General features: G+C 66.2%; 12 protein-coding genes and 2 tRNA genes. 3 read left to right on the top strand and 11 right to left on the bottom strand.

Translation table 11 applies throughout. The features are described 5' to 3' along the window. Positions 1-28: 28 nt before the first annotated feature. From recD to recC, 3 genes are read right to left on the bottom strand one after another with little or no spacing between them, the layout of a single operon-like run. Positions 29-2,122, bottom strand: a complete 2,094-nt coding sequence (recD, locus tag F462_RS11365; protein ID WP_038054210.1) for an exodeoxyribonuclease V subunit alpha — start codon at positions 2,120-2,122, stop codon at positions 29-31. Continuing rightward, positions 2,119-5,820, bottom strand: a complete 3,702-nt coding sequence (gene recB / locus F462_RS11360; protein WP_038054207.1) for an exodeoxyribonuclease V subunit beta — start codon at positions 5,818-5,820, stop codon at positions 2,119-2,121. Before recB ends, recD begins: the two co-directional genes overlap by 4 nt. Continuing rightward, a complete protein-coding gene (recC, locus tag F462_RS11355) occupies positions 5,817-9,314 on the bottom strand; it encodes an exodeoxyribonuclease V subunit gamma (protein ID WP_038054204.1) in 3,498 nt (1,165 codons plus the stop codon). Before recC ends, recB begins: the two co-directional genes overlap by 4 nt. 188 nt (positions 9,315-9,502) lie before the next feature. On the opposite strand from recC, the gene F462_RS11350 reads away from it, so the two are divergent. Further along, positions 9,503-10,723, top strand: coding sequence for a NupC/NupG family nucleoside CNT transporter (locus F462_RS11350; protein WP_081911433.1), 1,221 nt, complete (start codon positions 9,503-9,505; stop codon positions 10,721-10,723). Here F462_RS11350 and F462_RS11345 read toward each other — a convergent pair. Both F462_RS11345 and F462_RS11340 read right to left on the bottom strand, forming a co-directional pair. Beyond that, positions 10,720-14,049: an EAL domain-containing protein gene (locus F462_RS11345; RefSeq protein WP_038054200.1), complete on the bottom strand. Its 3,330-nt coding sequence runs from the start codon at positions 14,047-14,049 to the stop codon at positions 10,720-10,722. The two genes, F462_RS11350 and F462_RS11345, sit on opposite strands and share 4 nt — an antisense overlap. 339 nt (positions 14,050-14,388) lie before the next feature. Next, entirely contained in the window at positions 14,389-14,886 is a 498-nt protein-coding gene (locus tag F462_RS11340) for a DUF302 domain-containing protein (protein WP_038054198.1), read from the bottom strand. Between the two features lie 208 nt (positions 14,887-15,094). On the opposite strand from F462_RS11340, the gene F462_RS11335 reads away from it, so the two are divergent. Then, positions 15,095-15,319, top strand: coding sequence for a hypothetical protein (locus F462_RS11335; RefSeq protein ID WP_018139922.1), 225 nt, complete (start codon positions 15,095-15,097; stop codon positions 15,317-15,319). A gap of 48 nt (positions 15,320-15,367) precedes the next feature. Next, positions 15,368-15,571: a hypothetical protein gene (locus F462_RS11330; protein WP_038054195.1), complete on the top strand. Its 204-nt coding sequence runs from the start codon at positions 15,368-15,370 to the stop codon at positions 15,569-15,571. A gap of 142 nt (positions 15,572-15,713) precedes the next feature. Here F462_RS11330 and F462_RS11325 read toward each other — a convergent pair whose 3' ends face one another. From F462_RS11325 to uvrC, 6 genes are all read right to left on the bottom strand, one after another. Then, positions 15,714-18,152, bottom strand: a complete 2,439-nt coding sequence (locus F462_RS11325; protein ID WP_208854173.1) for an EAL domain-containing protein — start codon at positions 18,150-18,152, stop codon at positions 15,714-15,716. 440 nt (positions 18,153-18,592) lie between these two features. Beyond that, a tRNA-Cys gene (locus tag F462_RS11320) sits at positions 18,593-18,666 on the bottom strand. A gap of 85 nt (positions 18,667-18,751) precedes the next feature. Beyond that, a tRNA-Gly gene (locus tag F462_RS11315) sits at positions 18,752-18,827 on the bottom strand. A 42-nt stretch (positions 18,828-18,869) separates the two neighbouring features. Next, positions 18,870-20,219, bottom strand: coding sequence for a sensor domain-containing diguanylate cyclase (locus F462_RS11310; protein WP_038054191.1), 1,350 nt, complete (start codon positions 20,217-20,219; stop codon positions 18,870-18,872). Positions 20,220-20,296: 77 nt separating this feature from the next. Next, complete coding sequence (gene pgsA, locus F462_RS11305; protein WP_018139926.1) at positions 20,297-20,848, bottom strand: CDP-diacylglycerol--glycerol-3-phosphate 3-phosphatidyltransferase; 552 nt, start codon at positions 20,846-20,848, stop codon at positions 20,297-20,299. Positions 20,849-20,857: 9 nt separating this feature from the next. Beyond that, positions 20,858-22,684, bottom strand: coding sequence for an excinuclease ABC subunit UvrC (uvrC, locus tag F462_RS11300; RefSeq protein ID WP_038054187.1), 1,827 nt, complete (start codon positions 22,682-22,684; stop codon positions 20,858-20,860). Positions 22,685-22,796: the final 112 nt, after the last annotated feature.

Genomic DNA, 22,796 nt, shown 5'->3' with positions numbered 1-22,796 from the left:
GCTCCACAGAATCGACGTTCGCCTCCGTTCAGTCGTCCTGCAACCAGCGCCGCAGGCCCCCGCTACGCTGGATCTGGCGCTGACTGGCCGCCGCCAGGGTGCCTACCCCTGGTTCCAGCAGGCTGAACCAGTGGCTGGCGCGGGTAATCGCGGTATAAGCCAGCTCGCGAGTCAGGATCGGGCTATCCGCCTGCGGCAGCACCAGCGCCACGTGCTCGAACTCCGAGCCCTGGGCCTTGTGCACGGTCAGGGCGAACGCGGTCTCGGTGGCCTCCAGGCGATTGGGCAACACCCAGCGCACGCGGTCGCCCGCCGCGAGGAACGCCACGCGCAGGACGGACGCATCATCATCGCCATCGCCCGCCTCCGGTTCGCCACGCGCCAGCCACGCAGGGACCGCCAGGGCGATGCCGATGTCGCCGTTGATCAAACCCAGCGCGTAGTCATTGCGGGTAACGATCACCGGGCGGCCCTCGACCCATGGTTCATGTCCGCCGGAGTGGCCAACCCGGGCGGGGTCCCCCTCCAGCAGCCCGCGCGCCTGCAGCGCCGCGGCAATCCGCCGGTTCAGCGCCTCCACCCCCCACGGTCCGCGTCGCACCGCACACAGCAACTGGAACCGCCCATGCGCCGCCAGGACATCGCGCGCCCAGTCCTCCCAGGCCGCGCGCGGTGCCGCCGAGGCCGGTCGCGCCATGCGCAGGCCCTCCAGATAGCCGGCGTAGCCGACCGCCTCGCCTTCCGATACATCCTTACGTCCATCCACCGCGAGCGCCACCAGCGCCGGATCCTCCGGCCCCGCGAGCACCTTTTGCTGCACGGCTGAATCCATACTCGGTAGACGGGACACCTCCCCCGCATTCACGGCGGCGGCCAGCCGGCCGATCCCGCTATCCGCGCCGAACCGATGGCTCTCGCGCAGCATCACGATGTGCTGGTCCAGTGCCTGCGCGGCCGCGTCCTGCATGGCCTCCGGCACGACCATCCCGGTCACCGCCTCCAGCCACCGCGCGGTCCGTGGCGTGTAGTGCCCACCCCCCGCGCGGTGACAGAGCTCGCCCAACACCGCGCCGGCCTCCACCGAGGCAAGCTGGTCACGATCCCCCAGCAGAATCAGACGCGCGGTGTGGGGTACGGCCTCCACAAGGCTCGCCATCAGCTCCAGGTCGATCATCGAGGCCTCGTCCACCACCAGCACGTCCACCGCCAGTGGATTGCGCGCCCCATGGCGGAAGTGCCGGGTATCCGGACGCGCCCCGAGCAGACGGTGCACGGTCACCACCTCGGCCGGCAGATTCCGGCGCAGCGCCTCCCCATCGGGCAACTGATCCAGCCCCAGCCGGTCCAGCGCCCCGCTCACCGACGCATTCAGGCGCGCAGCCGCCTTGCCCGTGGGCGCGGCAAGCCAGATGCGTAGCGGGTCGTCCGGCCCCTGCAGACCCTGCAACAACGCAAGCAGACGCAGCACCGTGGTGGTCTTGCCGGTCCCGGGTCCACCGGTGATCACGCTGAACCCGGACCCGGCCGCCAGGCCACAGGCCAGCCGCTGCCAGTCCGGTTCGCCGGCGGCTGGCAGCGGCCCGAACAACCAGCCCAGCCAGTCACGCACCTCCTGCTCATCTAGTGCCCCTTGCCAGGTCTCGCAGTCCGCAAGCCGGGCGCGGATCGCCTGCCCGATACGGCGCTCGCTTTCCCAGTAGCGGCGCAGGTACACCTGTTCGCCGGTGTAAACTAGCGGCGTTCCACCCACCTCGCCCGACCCGGCCAGGACTCCGTCCTGCAAGACCTCCGCCACCTGTGCGGCGGAAATGCCCTGCAGCACCGACGAGGGCCGCAGCGGTAACGATACGCCCGGCTCGCCCTCCGGGGGCAGGGACAACGTCGCATCGGGTGCGTGCAGCAAGGCCCCGAGCTCCAGGCACACATGCCCACGCCCGACCTGGTGGCTGGCCAGCGCTGCCAGCAGCAAGGCCAGTGGGGGTGCGTATGGCACCTGCTCGTGCAGGAAACGCACTAGCGCCCGGTCCACGCCGCGCAACCAATCCGCGTCCTCCCACTCGCGCAGAAGCACGAGCACGGCCTGAGCCGAAGCCAGAGGGCCCGTCGTCGGGCACGCGGTCATGCCGTTTCCCCCTGGCCCGGACCCACCGACATGCGCCGATCCAGCCATTCGATCAACGCCCGCGGCGGACAGTGGTGGAACACCCCGTGCCCCGGCGCCTCCACGCCGCGCAGGAACAGGTACACCCCGCCACCCATGTGCTGGTCGTAGTCGTAGCCTGGCAGGCGCGCCCCCAGTTGCCGGTGCAGCGCCAGGGTGTATAGCACCAGCTGCAGGTCGTAGCGGTGCTCCAGCACGGCCGCCTGCAGGTGCTCGTGCGCATAGGCCCGGGCCGAGGCGCCCAGCCAGTTCGACTTGTAGTCGGCGACGTAGTAGCGCCCGCCATGCTCGAAGACCAGATCCACAAACCCCTTCAGCATGCCGTTCAGGGTCACGTTCCCCAGCGGCGTTCGCGGCTGCCCGGGCATCAGTTGCGCGCGCACGCCCTGGTCCAGTTCGGCCGCCGACAAATCCCGCGCCGGGTACAGGAACTCCAGCTCCGGCTGATAGGTGGCGAGTCCGCCCAGGCGGAAGGACGTACCCTCCTCCAGCGGGAATTCGGCCGCGATCAGCTGCTGCATCCAGTCCGCAACCGTCGTCGACCAATCGCCCCAGCCACGCCGCTCGCAACGCGCGACCACCTCCTGCGTCAGCCGCTCGGGGCGCTCAGCCTGCGCCGCCAGGCCCTGTTCCGCCGCCCACTCCAGCAGGCCATGGAGGAAGGTCCCGGGGCCGGGCCCACGCGGAAAGGCGTGCAGTCCACTGGTGGCCCGCAGCTCGGGCTCGGGGACCTCCGGCGCCCGTCGGTTGGCATCCGCGACCCCCTCGCGCAGCACATCCTCACGCGCCGAGTCGGGGGCCACCGGCGCAATTCCATCGTCGTGCGCGGCAATCGCGCTGTAGCTGGCCACCCACCAACGCTCGAAGCGGCGCGGCGGCGGTACCCGGGCCGGACCCGTCGCGACCGCATCACCCTCGGTCTGCGCGATGATCTCACTCGCCTCCGGCAGCGGCCCCACATGGATCGCCGGCTCGCTGCCGGCCGCGGCCTTCAGGGCCGATTCCAGGCCGCCGTCCTCGACGCCCCCGGGCCCGGCCAGCAGGTAGCCGGCCGCCGTGAGGTGGAAGTGGTTACTCTTGCCGCCGCCGGAGACAATCGGCGCAATCCCCAGCCAGCAGGCATGCCGCGCCCGGGTCATGCCCACGTACAACAGCCGCAGGTCCTCCGCCAGGCGTTCGCGCTCGGCGCGAGCCAGTACCGTCTCGTCCATCTGGAACACCCAGCGCGCCCCACCCTCCGGGGGATGATCGCGGTAGGGCACATCCTTGGTCTTGTTGGTTTCACGGAAATTGCACACAAACGGCAGGAACACCAGCGGATACTCCAGACCCTTGGACTTGTGCAGCGTGACCACCTTCACCAGGTCCTCGTCGCTCTCCAGGCGCAGGACCTGTTCCTCCCCGGTCTCGCCTTCGCCGTCGCGATGTTCCGACAGGTGGCGGATCAGGGCCTGCTCGCCATCCAGCTCCGTGGCCGCCTGTTGCAGCAGCTCGCTCAGGTGCAGCAGGTTGGTCAGCGCGCGTTCGCCCTCGGCGCTCGCACGCAGCCGCAGCGGAACCTCGAAGTCGTGCAGCAATCGGCGCAGCATCGGCAGCACCCCGCGCGACTGCCATAGGCCGCGATAGGAGCGGAACTGCTCGACCCGTGCCTCCCAGGCCAGCTCGTCCACCGTCAGCCGATGCAGCTCGGAGAGCGACTGGCCCAGCGTCGCGGTCGCCAGGGCGGCACGCAACAGCCGCTCGCTGGTCGGCTCGGCACAGGCGCGCAGCCAGCGCAGCAGGTCCCCCGCCTCGTCCGTGGCGTAGACCGACTCGCGATCCGACAAATAGACGCTACGCACGCCGCGTCGACGCAGCTCGGCTCGGATCGCGTCCGCTTCCATACGCCCCCGCACCAGCACGGCCATGTCGCGCGGGCGCACCGGCTCCAGGCCGTCCTCCGCGGCGTTCTTGCGAAAACCACAATGCCCTGTGGCGCCGTCATTGAGCAGCGCCACCATGTGGCTGGCACAGGCCGCGGCCATGCGCTCGCGGTAGGCCCCCTTGGGCACCGGCTCGCCGGGGTCGTGGCACCAGAGCGTGACGGGCGGCGCCGCCTGCCCGGCGTGCTCGAAAACCTCCTTGCGCCCGTTCGCGTCCACCGCCAGAAACGGCAACGGGTTCTCCGCGCCCTTGCGAAACAGGAAGGCTCCGTCGTCCCAACCCTCGGCGTGCTCGAACAGTCGGTTCACAGCCGCCACCAGCGCCTCCGTCGAGCGGAAATTGCGCTCCAGGGTGTAGTGCCGCCCCTCGGTTGCCGCGCGCGCGGCGAGATAGGTATGGATATCCGCACCGCGAAAACGATAGATCGACTGCTTGGGGTCACCGATCAGCAGTACGCCGAGATCATCGGGGTTCTCGTCGATGCGATACACGCGGTGGAAGATCCGGTACTGCACCGGGTCGGTATCCTGGAACTCATCGACCAGGGCCACCGGGAACTGCGCGCGCAGCGTCGCGGCGAGGTGCTCGCCACCGGGCCCGTCCAACGCATCGCGCAACCGAGTCAGCAGGTCATGAAATCCCATCTGCGCGCGCTGGCGCTGGGCCTGGCGGAACTGCGCATCGACCTGCCGTGCGGCACTCTGCAACAGGCGCTCGAGGTCATCCACGCAGACCTCGGCGTGATTGTCGAGTCCAGTGAAGGCCGGGTGCATATCCTCCGGCAATACCTGTCCCTTCTTCAGCCGCGCCTGCATCCCGGCCGTACTGAACCGCTCTAGCGGCGAATCGCCGGATACACCACCGGGACGCAGTGCGCCCGGGTCTGCGGCCCATTCGCGCATGGACCCCAACAGCTTTTCCGGGTTGCTGTACTTACCCCCGTTCAGCACGCTCGAACGCAGCGCCTCGAACTGTTCGGCCACCGTATCGAACGCCTCGCGCCAGGGTCGTTTCATCGCCTCCAGCCGCTCCAGACGTTCGCCCAGCGCCGCCTCCAGCCCCTCCGGCGTCTCCAGTTCGGCATCCCCTGTACGGGCCGGGAGATGGCCGACCAGTGGCCGGATCTTCTGCAACAGGGCGTCGGGATCGGTCCCGAAGGCGTTACGCAACAGCGCAAGCTGCGCCGGTGGCTGCGGGTAGACAAAGCGACGCCAGTAGTCGCGGGTGGCCTCCGCCAGCAGTTCCTGCTGGTCGCTCGCCAGGTCCTGGGTGAACAGGCTCCCGCTGTCGAAGGCGTGCTCGCGCAGCATGCGGTAGCACCAGCCATGGATGGTGGAGACCGCGGCCTCGTCCATCCACTCCGCCGCCAGCTCTAGCCGGCGCGCGGCCCCCGGACGTTCCGCCTCGGCGTACTCGCTGCGCAGCGCCTTGTGGATGTCCTCGACGCCCGGCACCGCATCCGGGTCCGGTGCGCGAAACACCCGCGCCGCGATCGCCAGTGCTTCGCGAATCCGCTCGCGCAGCTCCTGGGTGGCCGCGTCGGTGAAGGTCATTACCAGAATCTGCGGCGGCGTCAGGGCATCAGCACCCTCGGGCAGCTCGCCATGCCCCAGTACCAGGCGCAGGTACAGCGCGGCGATAGTGTAGGTCTTGCCGGTGCCGGCGCTCGCCTCGATTAGACGACTGCCGTGCAAGGGCAGCGCCAGCAGGTCCAGCTTGTGCGCGGACGCCGTCATTCCGAGGCCTCTGCCTGACCCACGACCACATACACCGGCCGGTAGATGCGGTCGCGCCAGAAGGCGAAATCGGGGTCTTCCAGCAGGCTCTCGGGGTCGCGCCAGGCGCGCGCCAGCGCCGGGCTGCGCGACCAGTCGCCAGCAGAAAAGTCGCTCCCACGCAGGGTCTTCAGCGCCTCCTCATCCGGGTCCTTCGTGCCGTCCTTCGCCCCCAGCCAGGCAAACGCGGCGCCACAGGCCAGCGGCAGCGGACGCTCCTGCCCCGCCGCCCAGGCCTCCAGCAGCGTACCCAGCAGCTCCTCGGCCAGACCGGCCTCCAGCCCCGGAAGATCCAGCCGGGTGTCCAGCGCGACCAGCTCGGAGCCCACGTCACCGGACCCGGCATTCGCCAGCAGGTGCCGGACCCAGGGCGCCATCAACTTGTCGAAACGCCACTTCTTGCCATCCTTGATACGGCTCGCGGTGTAGTCCAGACACACCCGCGCCTGCCCATTGCTACGCAGTGCGGGGGGCACGGCCTCCAGGCCCCAGTGTTCGTGCTCCAGTCGCAACGGCCGCGCCGCTGACAACGCGTCGGGGTACAGCGCATAGCGCTCACCGATCCGCTCCAGCAGTCGTGTGGCCTCTGCCACCATCGCGCCACGCTCCAGTTCGCCCGCAGCCCCCAGGGGCAGACGCCCGGCGCGCTGCATCCTGGCGGACTCCGCCTGCAGGATCGCCGGCCAGGCGTCCACCGCTTCGGTCGTCTCCAGCGCGGCCGCAACTAATTGCTGGCGGACCTGCCACTGTTCCAGCCCACCCAGACCAAACGGTTCCAGGTCGTCGCCGGTGGCGTCCTCCTCGTCAAAGAACACCCCCAGGCGATAGCGGAAGAAGGCCTCTACCGGATAACGCAGAAAACGTGTCAGCGCCTCTGCGCCCAGAGCACGGGGCTCGCGTTCGGCCTCCAGCAACGGCACAGCTGCCGGTGCCCCTTTGGAATCCACCGCCGGGGAAGGCGCGGGATCGTGCATCGCCTCCCACTCCCGCGCGTAGGTGAAGTGGCGAGCCTCGGCGCCCTTTGCCGCCGGGAAATTCACCGGCGAGAACGGCTGCAGCGGATGCCAGGTGGTCAGGTGCTTCACCAGCTCTGGACCGGCCTCGGGCCCTTCGACCCCGGTAAGCCCCCAGCCCGCGGCCAGGTGATCGCGCAGCTGACCGACCAGCACCGACGGCGGGCGCGGCTCGTTATCGCGCACATGCCGCCCCACCCAGCTCACATGCAGCTGGCGGCGGGCGGAAAGCAGTGCCTCCAGGAACAGGTACCGGTCGTCCTCGCGGCGCGAGCGATCGCCCGGGCGGTAGTCGCTCGCCATCAGGTCAAAGTCCACCGGTGTCGGGCTGCGCGGGTAGTCACCATCGTTCATGCCCAGTAGACAGACCACCTGAAACGGAATCGCCCGCATCGGCATCAGGGTGCAAAAGTTCACCTGCCCAGCCAGGAAGCGCTGGCCAACCCCGGAATCATCCTGGGACGCCAGCCACTGCTCGCGCACCACGGCCAGCGGCAACGCCTCCTCCAGACCGGCCGCTGCGCAATCCTCGCGCCACTGGTCCAGTGCCTCGCCAAGCTGCTCGAGGGTGTACAGTTCGGCGTCGCTCTCGGCCGCGAAGAACTGTTCCAGCAGCGCGCCCAGATGTGCCGCCCAGTCTTCCGGCGTGTGCGGCTGGCGCAGCCAGGTCCAGGCTTCCTCCAGTGCCGTGATCAGGGCATCCATCGGCCCCAGGAGCGCAGCACCCAGTCCACCGATCTCGTCAAAGGGTTCCAGCGCCTGCCACGGGCCCTGGTCGCCCATCGCGTAGCCCAGCAGCATCCGCCGCAGGCCAAAGCGCCAGGTGTTCTGCTCCAGTCCCTCGGGGAGGCCCAACCCGGCGCGTTGGGCGGCATCCAGACCCCAGCGCACGCCGGACCCTTCGGCCCAGCGGTGAAGCGTGCCCAGGTCGTCTTCGGCAATCCCGAAGCGTCGACGCACCGCCGGCACATCCAGAAGGTCCAGCAACTCGCTAACGCCCATCCGGCTCTCGGGCAGCGATAACAATGGCTCCAGCGCGATCAGCACCGGGTCACGACCGCGCGGCCCCTGATCGGACAGCGTGTACGGGATAAAGCGAGGATCATCGGCCTCCGGCTGACCGAACACCGCCTCGATGTGCGGGGCGTACTGGTCGATATCCGGCACCATCACGATCACGTCGCGCGGGCGCAGCGCCGGGTCGCGCTCGAAATGATCCAGCAGACGGTCATGCAGCAGTTCCACCTCGCGCAGCGGACTGTGCGCCACATGGAACTGGATGGAACGATCCTCCGAGGCCACTACGGGCCAGGCCTCCCGGGTCTCCGCCAGTGGCCGCAGCTCGCGAATGTCGTCCTGCAGCTGGTGCAGCAGGCAGTCGTCCGACCCGCGTGTGCCATGCGCCTCGAACACATCGACACGCTCCCAGTCCATCGTGCGCAGGACCTGGCCGTAGCGGCTGGGGTCATCGTGCTCGTCCAGCAATCCGATGTAGTCGCGGCCCTGCTTGCCCCAGGCCGCCAGCAGCGGATGGGCATGATTGTGCAGCTCCGCCTCCTCCAGCGCCTCCGGCATCCCTGCCTTGCGCACCTGACGCCGACGTGTGGCACGCAGCAGGTCCTTGTCGGCGACGATATCGGCCCAGTAATACTCGCAGGGGTTGTGCACGCAAACCAGCACCTGGCAGAACCGGGCCAGCCCCTCCAGCGCCTCCAGGATCTGTCCCGGCAGCGACGAGATGCCGAACACGATGATCCGCCGCGGCAGCCCCGCCGGGCGGCTCTCCAGCGCGCCCACCGTTTCCATGTACCGGGCATGCACCGCCGAGCGGCTGACCGCTTCGCGTTCGGCACCGATATCCGCCTGCAGCAAGCGCCACAGTTCGGCCTGCCAGCGCTGCCCCGGCGGCAATTCGAGTTCCTGCCCACGGGCATCGCGCAGGACGTCGCGCCCGGCTCCCCAGTCGGTCAGCCAGTCGGCACGGTACACCTGGTACTGGTCGAACAGGTCCGCCAGGCGCTCGGCCAGCTGGAAACGCTTGCGCAGATCGCCACCCTGCCCCGGATCGTCGTCCTGAAGAAACTGGCGCAGCGGCGCGAAGGCCTCCTGCCCCAAACACTCCGGCAGCAGACGCATCAAGCGCCAGGTCAGCGGCCGCTTGGCGTAAGGGGACTCCAGCGGCACCGCCTCCGCCCCGAGCACCGCGCGATAGGCGGACCACACGAAACGCGACGGCAGCTGCATGTCCAACGCCGCCGCGATCCCGCAACCAGGCGGATCGGCATCCGGTGGTGCGGCCAGGGCATGGCGCAGCCACTGCGCCATGCCGTTGCTCTGCACCAGGATGGTCTCGTTCTCCAGCGGCGCCAACGGGGCGCGGCGCATCCACTCCACCGCCAGCGTGCGCAGCGACTCCAGGCGATTGCCGTGCAGCACCACCATCCCTGGTTGTAACGCCTGCGACTCCAACAAACCGGCACCCCGCTCCCGTTTACTTAACCACCCTACCATCTCGAAGCGACCATTCCGGACGCAGCGGCGCGAACGATCCCACGGTTGAGTATGCTGTGTCCGCCATTTCCATTGGGGATTCATCCGTGAGCACCGTCCAGGCCGCATTCGGCTTATTGATGTTCATTGGCCTGGCCTGGCTGATGAGTGAGCACAAACGCCTGTTTCCCTGGCGCCCGGTCCTCGCCGGACTCGCCCTGCAGTTCGCGATCGCCGCGCTGTTGCTGGGCATTCCGGCAGCACAGCACCTGTTCCTGTGGGCGAACGAGGTGGTGATCGCGCTGACCGACGCCACCCGCGCCGGTACCTCGTTCGTGTTCGGGTACCTGGGCGGCGATGAGCCGCCATTCCAGGCCGATGGCCCCGGCAGCAGCTTCATCCTCGCCTTTCAGGCCCTGCCGCTGGTCCTGGTGCTGAGCGCCCTTTCGGCACTGCTGTTCCACTGGCGCATCCTCCCGTTGCTGATACGCGGCGCCTCGCAGCTGCTGCAACGTGCCTTTGGTATCGGTGGCGCGCTGGGTGTGGGCACGGCCGCCAACGTGTTCCTGAGCATGGTGGAGTCCCCATTGGTAATCCGCCCCTACCTGCGCGAGATGACGCGCAGCGAGCTCTTTGCGCTGATGGCCGTGGGCATGGCCACCCTGGCCGGGACCATGCTGGTGCTTTACGCCACGATCATTGGATCGGTGCTGGACGATGCGCTCGGGCACCTGATCGTCGCCTCCCTGATCAGTCTTCCGGCGGCCTTGCTGATCGCGACAGTGATGATTCCCCCCACCGCGCCCTCAACGGCGGGTAACCTGCTACCCGAGTCCGAAGCCGCCACCAGCTCCATGGACGCCATCACGCGCGGCACCCTGCGCGGACTGGAACTGCTCCTGCAGATCATCGCCCTGCTGATCGTCGTGATCGCCCTGGTGGCACTGGTGAACGCGGGACTGGGTGCCTTGCCGGAGTTCGGTGGCGACGCCCTGAGCCTGGAACGCATGCTGGGCTGGATCTTCGCGCCGCTGGCCTGGCTGATGGGCATCCCCTGGAGCGAGGCCGTCACCGCCGGCTCACTGCTGGGGGTCAAGACCGTACTCAACGAAATGGTCGCATTCCTGCACCTGGCCGAACTTCCCGCAGACGCCTTGTCCGCGCGCAGCGAACTGATCCTGATCTATGCCCTCAGCGGCTTTGCCAACCTCGGCAGCCTTGGCATCCTGATCGGCGGTCTGGGGGCCCTGGTGCCGGAACGCCGCAGCGAGATCGTGGCCTTGGGCATTCGCGCCATCGTCGCCGGGACCCTGGCCACGCTGATGACCGGCAGCGTCGTCGGCATCCTCAATCTGGGCTAGCGAGACGCCACAACGGCATCCAGCACAGACGCAAACTCCGGTGCCGGAATGGGTCGGCTGGCGTAAAACCCCTGATAGTGGTCGCAGCCCAAGCCCTTGAGCACGGCCAACTGCTCGGCCGTCTCGACGCCCTCGGCGAGAACGGATAGTCCCAGGCCATGGCCCAGGCCCACGATCGAACGGGCAATAGACAGATCGTGAGAGCGTTCGTCGTCGTCCCCCGCGGCCAGGCCATCGACAAAGCTCTTGTCGATCTTGAGCGTGTCCACCGGGAAGCGCTTGAGCTGCGCCATGGACGAATACCCGGTACCGAAGTCATCAATCGCGAAGTGCACCCCACGCTCGCGCAACCGCTGCAGGATACGGCGCGCACGGCCTGGATCGGCCATCAGTGCCGACTCGGTGATTTCCAGCTCCAGCTGATCGGCGGGGAAGTCGTACTCCTCCAGCAGCAGCCCCACCTGCTGATCGATTGGGACGCGTTGGAACTGCAGGGCCGATACATTGACCGCCAGGCGCACCGGCGGATATCCAGCCGCCTGCCATTCGCGGCCCTGCGCAATCACCCGGCGCAGGACCCAGGCACCCAGTTCCACGATCAGCCCCGTCTGTTCCGCCAGCGGGATAAAGCGCCCGGGCGAGATCGGGCCCAGTTCGGGGTCGCTCCAGCGCAACAGCGCCTCGGCACCCAGCAGGCGCCCATCCGCCACGTTGTATTGCGGCTGGTAGTGGACTTCCAGGGCGTCCTGCTCGAGCGCCCGGCGCAGGCGCGCGGAAAGGTCGATGCGATCACGTGCCGCTCGGGCAAATTCATCCGAGTAATAGCGGTAGCTTCCGCGCCCCTCGAGCTTGGCCTGCGACAATGCGGTACCCGCCTGCTGCAGCAGCATGTCGGCATCCGTCGCATGATCGGGGAAGACCGCGATCCCGATGGTTGCGGCCACTTCCATCTCGATCCCGTTGCCGAGATCGCAGGGGTGGCCGACCTCGCGGATAATGTTCTCCGCCACCCGCGCGGCATCGTCGACATGCCCCAGGTTCTCCACCAGCACAGCGAACTCGTCGCTGGCCAGACGCGCAACGGTATCGGTACCGCGCCGACCGGCCTGCAGACGCTCGGCCACGATCTTCAACAGACGGTCACCCGCCGCGTGGCCCTGGCTGTCGTTGATGTCCTTGAAGCGGTCGATATCCAGGATCAACAACGCCAGGTGGCCCTCGCGCCGACGCATCAGCGAGATCCCGTGGGCCAGCCGCGCGCGCAGCAGACGCCGATTGGGCAGTTCGGTCAGCGGATCATGGTGAGCCAGGAAATCGAGTTCGGCCTCGGAGGCCTTGATCCGGGAGATATCGGCGAACACCGACACGTAATGGGTAAGCCGCCCCTGGCTGTCGCGAACCGCGGTGATGCTTTGCAGCTCGGGGAATATCTCCCCGTTCTTGCGTCGGTTCCAGATTTCGCCCTGCCAATGGCCGTTCTCCTCCAGCTCGCGGCGCATGTTGGCGTAGAAGACATGATCGTGGCGCCCCGACTGAAACATCTTCGGTGTCCGGCCGGCCACCTCGTCCTGGCTATACCCCATCAGTTCCGTGAACGCGCGGTTGACGGAGAGGATGTGGGCTGTGGCATCCGTGATCACCACGCCCTCGCGGGTGTTCTCGAACACCACGGACGCCAGGCGCTGACGCTCTTCCTGCTCGCGCTGTTCGGTTATGTCCTCCACGGTCGCCACGACCCGGTCCAGATTGCCCTGCGGCGTACGGCTGCATTTCACGTCGATATCCGCGACCATCACCCGACCGTCCCGCCGCAGCATGCGTTTCACAATGCTGTAGCCCGAACGTTCGCCGCGCCGCATCTCGGCGTCCAGCGCCGTGTCGCAACCCCGGTCCTGCGGTACGGACAGGCGATCATGCCAGTCCATTGCCGCGAGCTCGGTCGGCGCGTAGCCCAGCATGTCTGCCAGGCACGCATTCACCCGTTCCCAGCCCTCGCCACGCGGGCCCGAGATCGCCATACCCACGAAGGGCATATCGAAGAAAATCCCCAGCAACCGATCCTGATCCGCGTGTGCCTGCACCAGGGCGAGGTTGCGTTGAAGCCACTGCTGTCTCCACAAGAGCCCGCCGGTACCCAGCACCGCGAGCCACAAGAACAGCGTTGCTCCCGCCGCCCACACCGCGTGTTGCCGCGGCAAAGCCTGGAGGGCATCAAGCTCGCGCTTCAGCACCAGATCCCAGCCCGCCGGAGCGAGTCCCTGGATGCCAGCCAGGAAAGCAACGTCGGCGTCATCAAAACGCTCGACCACCACCCCATCCCGCGGATGATCCAGCACCCGCTCGCGCAATGTCGGAAAAGCCATGGGCGCCGGGATGATGACGCCACCGGCTTCTGTAATTCGCGCGATGGTCGCCCGTTGATCCCCCTCACGCACCACGACATGCGCCAGGGCATCCAACCCATTGCGACCCTCTGTGAGGGTCAGGAGAGGATGCAGACTCTTGATCGTCGACGACAACAGCACCAGGCCCACCACTGGATCGAGTGGGGCGGCACGGTCGCGCACGGGAACGACCCAGCTGACACGTGGTCGTCCGTCGGGGTTCGCATGCAAAATGGGTTCGCTGATCTCACCGCTACGCCGGACCTCGCGCAACACCATGTCCATGGTCGCCTCATCCAATGCACTGCGGCCGAGCTCGATCACGGGCTGCCGATTGGCGTCTAGCAGGGCCACGCCGTCGTAGTCATAGGCCGTACGCATCAGATCGAGACGATCACGCACCTGCCCGAGGGCCAGAGCCGATCTCCGTTCCAGGGCCGTCACAGCGAACAGGTTGAACCCGCGTGCCTCCGCCAACACCTCGGCGTCGCCCGTGCGTTCCGCCAGCCATTGATCAATCACCCCCCCCTTCAGGAATGCGGCGCGCTGCAAATCTTCTTGTGCCTGGGTTTCGGCCGCCATGCCCTGCCAGTACCACGTCGCCAGACCCACCCCACCGGTCGACATCACCACCGCCAGCGCCAGGAGCAGCCAGGGCCAGGGGCCGAAGCGTCCTCGCTCCCCGTGCGCGGTCGCGCTCGATAGCTCCCGGAGACCACCGGGAAGCCATCGCATCGCTACGTACAACAACAAGCCCGAGACCAGCACAAACCCAAAGCCCTTGCCCAAGTTCGCGCGCGTCAACGCCGCGGATATATCCGTCCCCCCCCACCAGGCCAGCGCCACATCGGACAGGGCAATCCACAACAGACCCAGAACGACATAACTACCCGCGATCAACCCGGCTGCCAGGGGCCGTGACACACGACGTTCGGCCATCATCGAACGCCCCCGCGTGGCCACGCACCCAACACAAAAAAGTGCCGCGCCCCGGTTCCGGAATGCGCGGCACCCCGTTGGGCCGGCCTACTGTCCAATATAATGTTTCGTGTCACTAGCAACGGCATCCCCATGCGGGGGTCGCAATGTTGTTCAAACGTCTCTTCCGCCCTTACGTACCGGTTGGCGGGCATGGTGATCATGCCCCCACCTAGATCATGACCAACAACGACCAGGGACCCGCCTAACGGGTCCCGTGTCGCTGACCGCCGAAAAATCCTTTATCGCGTGCACATTGCGGGCCGCGGCCCGAACTCGCGCAGAGGACTGTAACCCATCGCGCTAATCGGCGATGGTCCGTTCGATGATCGCCTCGATCTCCTCGGAGGAGTTTTCCATCACCTCGGCAACCCCATCCGGCATCATCGGCAGGAATCCTGGAACGTTCATGCGCGAGATGAACACCTCGCCCTGGCTGTCCTGATAGATGCTGACCCGACAGGGCATAAAGGCGGAAACGGGCCGATACGCGTCCTCTTCCAGGATCTGCGCGCTGTAACGACCGCTGCAGACATCCAGAATCACCACCGGATCGATGGTGAACCCGCGCTCGGACAACGTCCCGGCCATGTTGTTGCGGTTCAGGATGCTCCAGCCCTCCGCATCCACCTCGCGCTCAAAAGCCGCCAGCGTAGCGGGGAACGAATGCGGGCTCGGCGTGACTTTCACCATATCGGGCTGTTCGCCAGCATGCCCTCCGGCCTGCGCGGACCCGGCAACCAAAAGTGCCAACAACATCGCGGCCAGCGCCAGGAACCGCGGGCCGTGGCGCATGGTCATCACTTTAGACTGCATCGTGCTTTCTCCTTTCCCGGGAAGCGGGAATCAATGGGAACGCCCGCCTCTTCGTTAGGTTGGAGGCAGAACTTGCAGGCGAAGCTACTCGCTCCCAGCCCCGGCTATCATGATGCAGGTCAAACGAACGCGAATCAGACCCGTTCCAGACGGGTACCACCGACGTCACAGTCCGCCAACCAAGGAGATCGACATGGAAGCGACGCTGAAGAACGGAACCGTCACCCTGAAGATTGACAAGAAGACCGCCAAGAGCATTGCCGAGAACATCACCGAGCTCGACGGCGAGATCAGCAACGGCGCCCGCGCCCTGGGGTCCGTGCTCCAGGAAGGAGTCTACGAGCTGGATAACGATTTTCGTCAGCCGCCACACGCCTTCGACGAGAAGGCCCCCAAGCAGCCCTCGATCGAAGACTGATCGGACTCACGTAGCGACTGCACCACGAGCGGACACAAGGAGCACGACATGCATCTGGAAAAAGCCGAAAATGGCGAACTCGTCATCACCATGCCCGAGGCCGAGGCCGCCGACACCCTCGCCACGCTGAAAAAGCGAGCCGACGATCTGGACGACTGCGAGGACCTCACGGAGGCCCTGGAAAATGCGGGCGTCCAGGTCCCCGAACCGGACGGCCACATCCGCCACGAATACATGCCGCCCGCCGACTAAGCCCGGCACCCATCCCACTACCATTGTGGGATGGGGCCACTCGCACGGCCTCGGCAGGCCCCTGGTAGCGGACCCTTCGTGTTGGCTCCGCCCTCTCCCCAGGGTGTCGGCAACCCAAGCGCGCTCACTGATCCAATGGCGCCTAACGGAACAGGTCTTCCGCGGACGCCGGACGACCCAGCAGAAAGCCCTGGCCGATCGCGCAGCCTTCTTTCAGGAGGAACTCGCGCTGGGCCTCGTTCTCGACACCCTCCGCGATCAAATCCAGCTCCAGCGCCTCGGCCAGCGCGATAATTGCGCGAATAATCGACTCGTTGTGTCGGGACCGACCGATATCCCGCACCAGGGATTGATCGACCTTGAGCCGATGCAGCGGGAGTCGGCGCAAGTGGGCAAGATTCGAGTAACCCGACCCGAAATCATCCATCGCCAGATGCACGCCCAGGGCACTCAAACGGCGTAAAACGGCCAGCGCCCGCTCCGGATACTCCATGATCATGGTCTCGGTGAGCTCCACCTCAAGGCGTTCAGGGCGGATCGAGAAGCGCTCCAGGGTGTCCCGCACCGAAGCGACCAGTTGCTCGTCATGCAGCTCGCGGGCGGACAGATTCACCGCGACCATCGACACCGGCACCCCGTCCTGGTCCCAAGCAGCCAGCTGGCGACAGGCAGCCTCCAATACCCAGCGATCAATGGCCTGAATCAGCCCAGTCTCCTCCGCCAGGGGAATAAACTCCGCCGGCGACACCATGCCGCGCCGCGGGTGATTCCAGCGCACGAGCGCCTCAACGCCCACGCAGTCACCCGTGCCCAGATGGAACTGTGGTTGGAAATGCAGCACGAATTCGTCGTTCTGGATCGCCTGACGCAGATCGTTTTCCAGGAACAGGCGCTGTTCCGTCAGCGCACCCATCTCCGGTTCATACAACGACCAGCTATCGCCACCGCGAAGGCGGGAGGCCTGCATGGCCAGTTCAGCAGCAATCAAAAGCTCGTCCCGGGTCTGCCCATCGCTGGGGAATCGCGCCACGCCAACGCTCGCCGTCAGCACCAGAGACCGCCCCGCGACCTCGAAAGGCCTGCGGAGCGTTGTCATCAACTGCTCCACAAAGTCCTGAATCGGCGTATCCGGGGGACTCTCGACCACCAGACAGAACTCGTCGGCACCGATTCGGGCCACGGTGTCCTGAGGCAACAACATCTGGCTGAGGCGCTGGGCGATTCCCTGCAACACGATATCGCCCGCCGCGGTTCCCAGGGTCTCGTTGACGTTACGGAACCGGTCCAGGTCCATCAGCACGATCCAGCGGGCCTCCTCATCGGCCATTGCCCGCTCCACCGTGTGGCCCAGCCGATCCTGCAGCAGTGCCCGGTTGGGCAGGCCGGTGCGCGCGTCGAAGTGCGACATCTGCCTCAGCTGTTCTTCCTGCTCAATGCTCGCGGTCAGGTCGATCCAGCTGCCTACGATCTCCTGGCGACTATGCACCCCTGGTACCAGACGCATCTCGTCGTGCACGTGGCGCAGCTTGCCCCAGCCGTCGAACAGGCGGAACTCGCGCACCAGTTCGCCGTCTTCCAGCAAACGATCGTTCTCCCACAGCGCAGCCTTGCGGTCTTCCGGGTGCAGTTGCTGCTCCCACCAGCCGGGGCACATCGCAGAAGTTGGATCGATGCCAAACAGACGCTCGATATTGGGGCTAACCCAAAGGGGCTGAAAGTCGCCCGCATCCAGCTGGTAGATCACCGCCGGACCACTATCGAGCACATGTTCGAGACGTTGATTGGCAGCCTGAAGCTCGCGTGTGCGCCGCCGCACTTGCCAGCGTAGTACCCCACCCGCCACCGCGAGAAAAGCCACCAGTACGACACCCACCAGGAGCGTCCATCCAACCCATCGGGGCAACCCGGGCGCCTCCTCCGCGAGAAGCGTCGCGTCGAGCGCCTGCTGGTAGGGCGAACCAGCTAGCGACTTCCAACGCTCCAGATAGGCATCAATCAGGTCCAGACGCCCGTCCTGGGCCCCCAGCGCGGCCGCGTAGTACAGGCCGACCTGGCCGAAGGTGATCGACGTCTCCACAAGGCCATGGGCCCGCGCGTGCTGCCGACCATAGAAGTTGTTACTGACAGCCGCATCCGCCGCCCCCTGGGATACGGAGGCCAACACCGCCTCGAGGTTGCTAAAGGTGGCCAGGCCGAACTCGAGATCCGGGTCGCGCGACCGCACTTCACGCAGGTGCGCTTCCTGGACGGAGCCTTCAAGGACCGCGATCCGCCCACTGCCCACCGCGCCCAGACTGCTAAAGCCCGAATGCGGGGCCGCGTAGACCTGGCTCCAGCCCTGTACGACTGGGATTTGGTGAAATGCAAAGAAGCCTTCCCGGGTTTCGCTTAACGCCACATCGGGCATCAAGTCCAGGCGGCCATCGCGCAGATCCTGCAGACATTGCGCCCATTCGCAGGAAACATACTCGATGTCCCAATGCTCGCGGCGGGCGATAGAATCCAGGAGCCGAACGAACAGCCCGTCGGCGCGCCCGTCGGCACCCAGGTAGACCTTGGGTGCGTTCTCGTACACACCCACCCGCAAATCGGGCTCAGCCGAGCCCAGCACGGATAGCCCCGTCAGCAGCCAGATCCCGATGCCCCCAATAATCCAGCGCACCATGCGGGGCAGGGGCCTCGAATGGTTTGGGGTGCGCATGCTCAGGGTCAAATCCGCTGCGTGCACCGTGCTCTCTCTAGCCAACCAACCCTCGCATAGTGCCATGCCCCGCCGCCTCGTGCGCGCGGCTTCCGGGCCGTCCTCCGCCGAATCGAATCTCCGGAGCAACAATTCAGTAACGCCTGCGGGCATGTGACCGCTCCGTCTCGGCTCCGGCCCCACCGGTCATTTCTTCCTGCGTACCCGCCTTCCCGCTTGGAGGATCCGCGAACCATTATGTAAACGGACGCGCCGGGCGCGCGCGCAACCCCATCACGCAAGAAGGCCGCCCGGAGGCGGCCTTCTTGCGTGATGGAACATGGAGGCTGGGGTCGGAATCGAACCGGCGTACACGGATTTGCAATCCGCTGCATAACCACTCTGCCACCCAGCCTGTATCGGGTGGTTCCGGCTCGGAGCGCATACCTCCGGCGGCCGAAACAGAAAACCCCGGCCGAACCGGGGTTTCAGGAATCTGTTGGAGCGGGAAACGAGATTCGAACTCGCGACCCCAACCTTGGCAAGGTTGTGCTCTACCAGCTGAGCTATTCCCGCTCTTCACTAACGGCGCGTATTCTACCGCAGTTTCCAGGTACGTCAATACCCGCGGTAGCCCACGGCGGCGGTCGCATGGCCCTCGCGATCGAACAGCACCACGCGGTTTCGGCCCGCATTCTTGGCCACATACATCGCCGCGTCGGCCGCCCGCGACAGCCCCGGTCCGTCGGCCGCATCCAACGGAAACATCGCAATACCAATGCTGCTGGAGATACGCACCTCCACACCGTCACAGTCGAAGGGCTCGGCCAGCGCCGAACGAATCTTCTCGCCAATCGCAAGCGCATGGGCCCGACTTTCGTCGGCCGACTGGAAGCGCGGCAGCATCACGACGAACTCATCACCCGCGATCCGCGCGGCCACATCGCTCTCGCGGATCGCAGCGGACAGGCGCCGGGCCACCTGACTGAGCAACCGATCCCCCACCGCGTGGCCATGGCGGTCATTCACCGGCTTGAACTCGTCAAGGTCGACAAACATCAACGCCACTTGTTGGCCTTCGCGACGCGCCGCCAGTAGTTCGTGGTCGAGGATCTGGTAGAAAAGGGTACGGTTGGGTAGTTCGGTCAACGGGTCATAGTGTGCAAGGCGCTGCATCTGCGCCTCGGTCTCCTTGCGCACTGTGATGTCGCGCGCGATACCGAGGAAAGTGGTCACTTCGCCCTGTTCGTTCAGCATTGGGGAGACATTGCTGGTATGCCACCGGTAGTGCCCGTCCTGGTGTCGGATGCGGTACTCGATCCCGCTGGCCTTTTGCCCGGTCTGTGCGATCTGATGCAGAAAGGCATAGCAGGCGGGTAGATCTTCCGGGGCCACGTATTCGTCGATGGCATGGCCCACCGCCGCACTGATGGGGTAACCGAGGTTCTCGGTCCAGTTGGGCGATACGTAGGTCATGACGCCGTCCGGGCGCAACGAATAGATCACATCGCTGGCGCTCTCGACGAAGGCGCGAAACTGCGCCTCGCTCTGGCGCAGCGACTCCTCTAGCTGCTTGCGCTCGGTGATATCGGTCGCAAAGCCCGTCCAGATGGTCGTCCCGTCCTTGAGGCGCCGCGAAGTGTCATAGGCCTGCACCCACATCACGCGGCCGGAACGGCACTGCATCCGGAACTCGACGCTCCAGGGCTCCACCCGGTCCACCGAGTCCATTGTGGACTGCATCACCCACTCGCGATCCTCGGGGTGAATACAGTCCAGGAGCGCGCTCGCATCCGTCTGGAGGGCCTCCCGATCGACCCCAAACCATTGCGCCACGATGGGTCCGACATAGGGGTAGTCAAACTGTCCATCGGGCCTCATGCGCAACTGGTAGACAAACCCCGGCAGCAGACCCTGAAGCACCTCCAGAGTCCGAATGTCATCAAGGTCAGCATCAGGATCGCGCATGGATAATCCGCGGACGCCACAAGGCCGGTCTTGCCAGTGTAGGCCAAAACCCAAAAGTGGGAACGGCGACGATCGCTCTACTGACTCCGGGCCGCCGCCAGCATGTACTGGATCATCGAAATCAGGGTCAGCGCCGCGGCCAGGTACAGCAGCCACTCGCCAATCACGAAGGTCGGCAGACCCACAATGGGCTCGGCCCAGAGCAGCAGAAAGATCGCGACCATCTGCGCCGTGGTCTTCACCTTGCCCACCCAGGACACGGCGACCTTCGCACTCCCGCCGATCTCGGCCATCCATTCACGCAGTGCGGAAATCGCAATCTCTCGCCCGATGATCACAATCGCGGCCAACGCGATGCCGAGGTCCGGATTGTGGTTCACCACCAGCACCAGAGCCGCCGCGACAATCAGTTTGTCCGCTACGGGGTCAAGGAAGGCCCCGAAGCGGCTGGTCACCTCCCAGCGCCGTGCCAGGTAGCCATCCAGCCAGTCGGTGACCGCCGCAAGGGCAAAGATCACGGCGGCAACGATCCCCCCAACGGGCATCGACAGGCCATAGAACGCCAGCACCAGCAGCGGGATCATCACGATCCGCGACCAAGTCAGCCAGGTGGGTAATTGGGGAAACATGTACGTGGCTCAACTCTCGTGGAACTGGTCGTAGATCGCCTGTGCCAGGCGGCGGTGAATCCCGGGCACCTTGGCCAACTCCTCGACGCCGGCCCGGCTGACGCCGCGCAAGCCACCGAAGTGTCGCAACAGCGCGCTGCGCCGTTTCGGACCAAGCCCCGGGATGGCCTCCAGGGTCGACTCCTTGCGCGCCTTCGTCCGGCGGGCCCGGTGCCCGGTAATCGCAAAACGGTGCGCCTCGTCCCGAATCTGCTGGATCAGGTGCAACGCCCCCGAATGCGCGGGCAGTATAGAGGGGGCCTCTACCCCGCTCAATATCAGGGTTTCCATACCCGGCTTGCGCGCCTCGCCCTTGGCCACGCCAACCACCTTGATGTGGTCCAGACCCAGGTCGGCCAGCACATTCAGTGCCTGGGTCACCTGCCCCTTGCCGCCGTCGATAAATAGGATATCCGGCTCCTGCCCCTCACCCTTCCTCAGTCTAGTGAAACGGCGGCTGAGCGCCTGATGCATCGCCGCGTAGTCATCGCCCGGTTCAATCCCGGAAATGTTAAAGCGCCGATAATCCGACTTGATCGGCCCGTCCGGCCCGAACACCACACACGAGGCCACCGTGCCCTCGCCCCCGGTATGCGAGATGTCGAAACACTCCATACGCTTCGGCGACGCCTCCAGGCTCAGTTCGGCCGTCAAGGCATCCAGACGCGCGGTCTGGCCGGCCTGACTGGCAATCCGGGTCTTCAACGCCAGTTCTGCGTTACGCCGCGCCATATCCAGCCAGCGCGCCCGATCCCCGCGCAGCGACCAGGCCAGGGCCACCTTGCCACCCCGACGCTCGGCCAGAAAGGCCTCCAGCGCTTTGGTCCCCTGTGGCTCGTGGGACAGCAGGATGCGCGCGGGCGGCTCGCGTTCCGCATAGTACTGAGCCAGGACCGCGGCCATGATCTCGTCGGTCTCGGTCGCCTCCGGCACATTGGGAAACAGCTCGCTGTTGCCCAGATTCTGGCCGTTGCGCACGAAGAAGATCTCGATCGCGCAGGCCCCGGCTTCCTGCGCCAGCGCGAACACGTCGGCATCCCCCTCGCCTCCCGCCACGAACTGCTGCTCCGAGATCTGTCGCAGGCGGGCGATCTGGTCACGCAGGCGCGCCGCATGTTCGAAATCCAGGCGCGCGGAGGCCGCCTCCATGCGCTCCATCAGCTCGGCGGTGACCGCCTCGCTACGGCCCTCAAGGAACTTGACCGAGGCATCGACATCGCGGGCGTAGTCCTCTGGGGTGATATAGCCCACGCAGGGGGCGGTACAGCGCCCGATCTGATACTGCAGGCAGGGCCGCGAACGGTGGGCGAACACGCTGTCCTCGCACTGGCGTACCAGAAAGAGTTTCTGCAACAGCGCCAGGCTCTCGCGCACCGCCCCGGCCGAGGGGTACGGCCCAAAATAGCGAACGCCCTTCTTCTTCGCGCCCCGGTGAAACCCGAGCCGCGGGTACTCCTGGTTGGAGACATAGATATAGGGGTAGCTCTTGTCGTCCCGCAGCAGCACGTTGTAGCGCGGCCGATGACGCTTGATCAGGTTGGCCTCGAGCAGCAGGGCCTCGGCCTCGGTGTGCGTGACCGCCACACGGATATCGGCGATCTGGCGCACCATCGAACGGATGCGTGGACCACGGTCGTCGCTACCGCGAAAGTAGCTGGCCACCCGGCTCTTCAGGTTACGCGCCTTGCCGACGTACAGCACCGTGCCGGACGCATCCAGCATCTGGTACACGCCGGGCGACTGCGTCAGCGTCTGCAGAAAGTCCTTGGGATCGAATCCGGTCTCGGGGGCACTCATGATCTTTTCAGGATACCGGAACTGTCTGGTCACCCGGCATCCCCCACCCTTCGCTTCGTCCTGTGGAAGTGTTCCCCTTGGGGAGAGCATTGGCTATGAACGCCCCGCATCC

Origin of the sequence: Thioalkalivibrio sp. ALJ1 (genome assembly GCF_000745395.1) — a bacterium.
Lineage (GTDB): Bacteria > Pseudomonadota > Gammaproteobacteria > Ectothiorhodospirales > Ectothiorhodospiraceae > Thioalkalivibrio.
Note: the sequence above shows the minus strand (reverse complement) of the source record. Positions and strands in the feature narration are given on the sequence as shown.

Bases quoted from the DNA above. Each gene is read 5' to 3' on its own strand.
- recC (WP_038054204.1), bottom strand. From the start codon at position 9,314: ATGGTGGTGCTGCACGGCAATCGCCTGGAGTCGCTGCGCACGCTGGCG.
- F462_RS11350 (WP_081911433.1), top strand. From the start codon at position 9,503: ATGTTCATTGGCCTGGCCTGGCTGATGAGTGAGCACAAACGCCTGTTT.
- F462_RS11340 (WP_038054198.1), bottom strand. From the start codon at position 14,886: ATGACCATGCGCCACGGCCCGCGGTTCCTGGCGCTGGCCGCGATGTTG.
- F462_RS11335 (WP_018139922.1), top strand. From the start codon at position 15,095: ATGGAAGCGACGCTGAAGAACGGAACCGTCACCCTGAAGATTGACAAG.
- pgsA (WP_018139926.1), bottom strand. From the start codon at position 20,848: ATGTTTCCCCAATTACCCACCTGGCTGACTTGGTCGCGGATCGTGATG.
- F462_RS11310 (WP_038054191.1), bottom strand. From the start codon at position 20,219: ATGCGCGATCCTGATGCTGACCTTGATGACATTCGGACTCTGGAGGTG.
- recB (WP_038054207.1), bottom strand. From the start codon at position 5,820: ATGACGGCGTCCGCGCACAAGCTGGACCTGCTGGCGCTGCCCTTGCAC.
- recD (WP_038054210.1), bottom strand. From the start codon at position 2,122: ATGACCGCGTGCCCGACGACGGGCCCTCTGGCTTCGGCTCAGGCCGTG.
- uvrC (WP_038054187.1), bottom strand. From the start codon at position 22,684: ATGAGTGCCCCCGAGACCGGATTCGATCCCAAGGACTTTCTGCAGACG.
- F462_RS11330 (WP_038054195.1), top strand. From the start codon at position 15,368: ATGCATCTGGAAAAAGCCGAAAATGGCGAACTCGTCATCACCATGCCC.
- F462_RS11345 (WP_038054200.1), bottom strand. From the start codon at position 14,049: ATGATGGCCGAACGTCGTGTGTCACGGCCCCTGGCAGCCGGGTTGATC.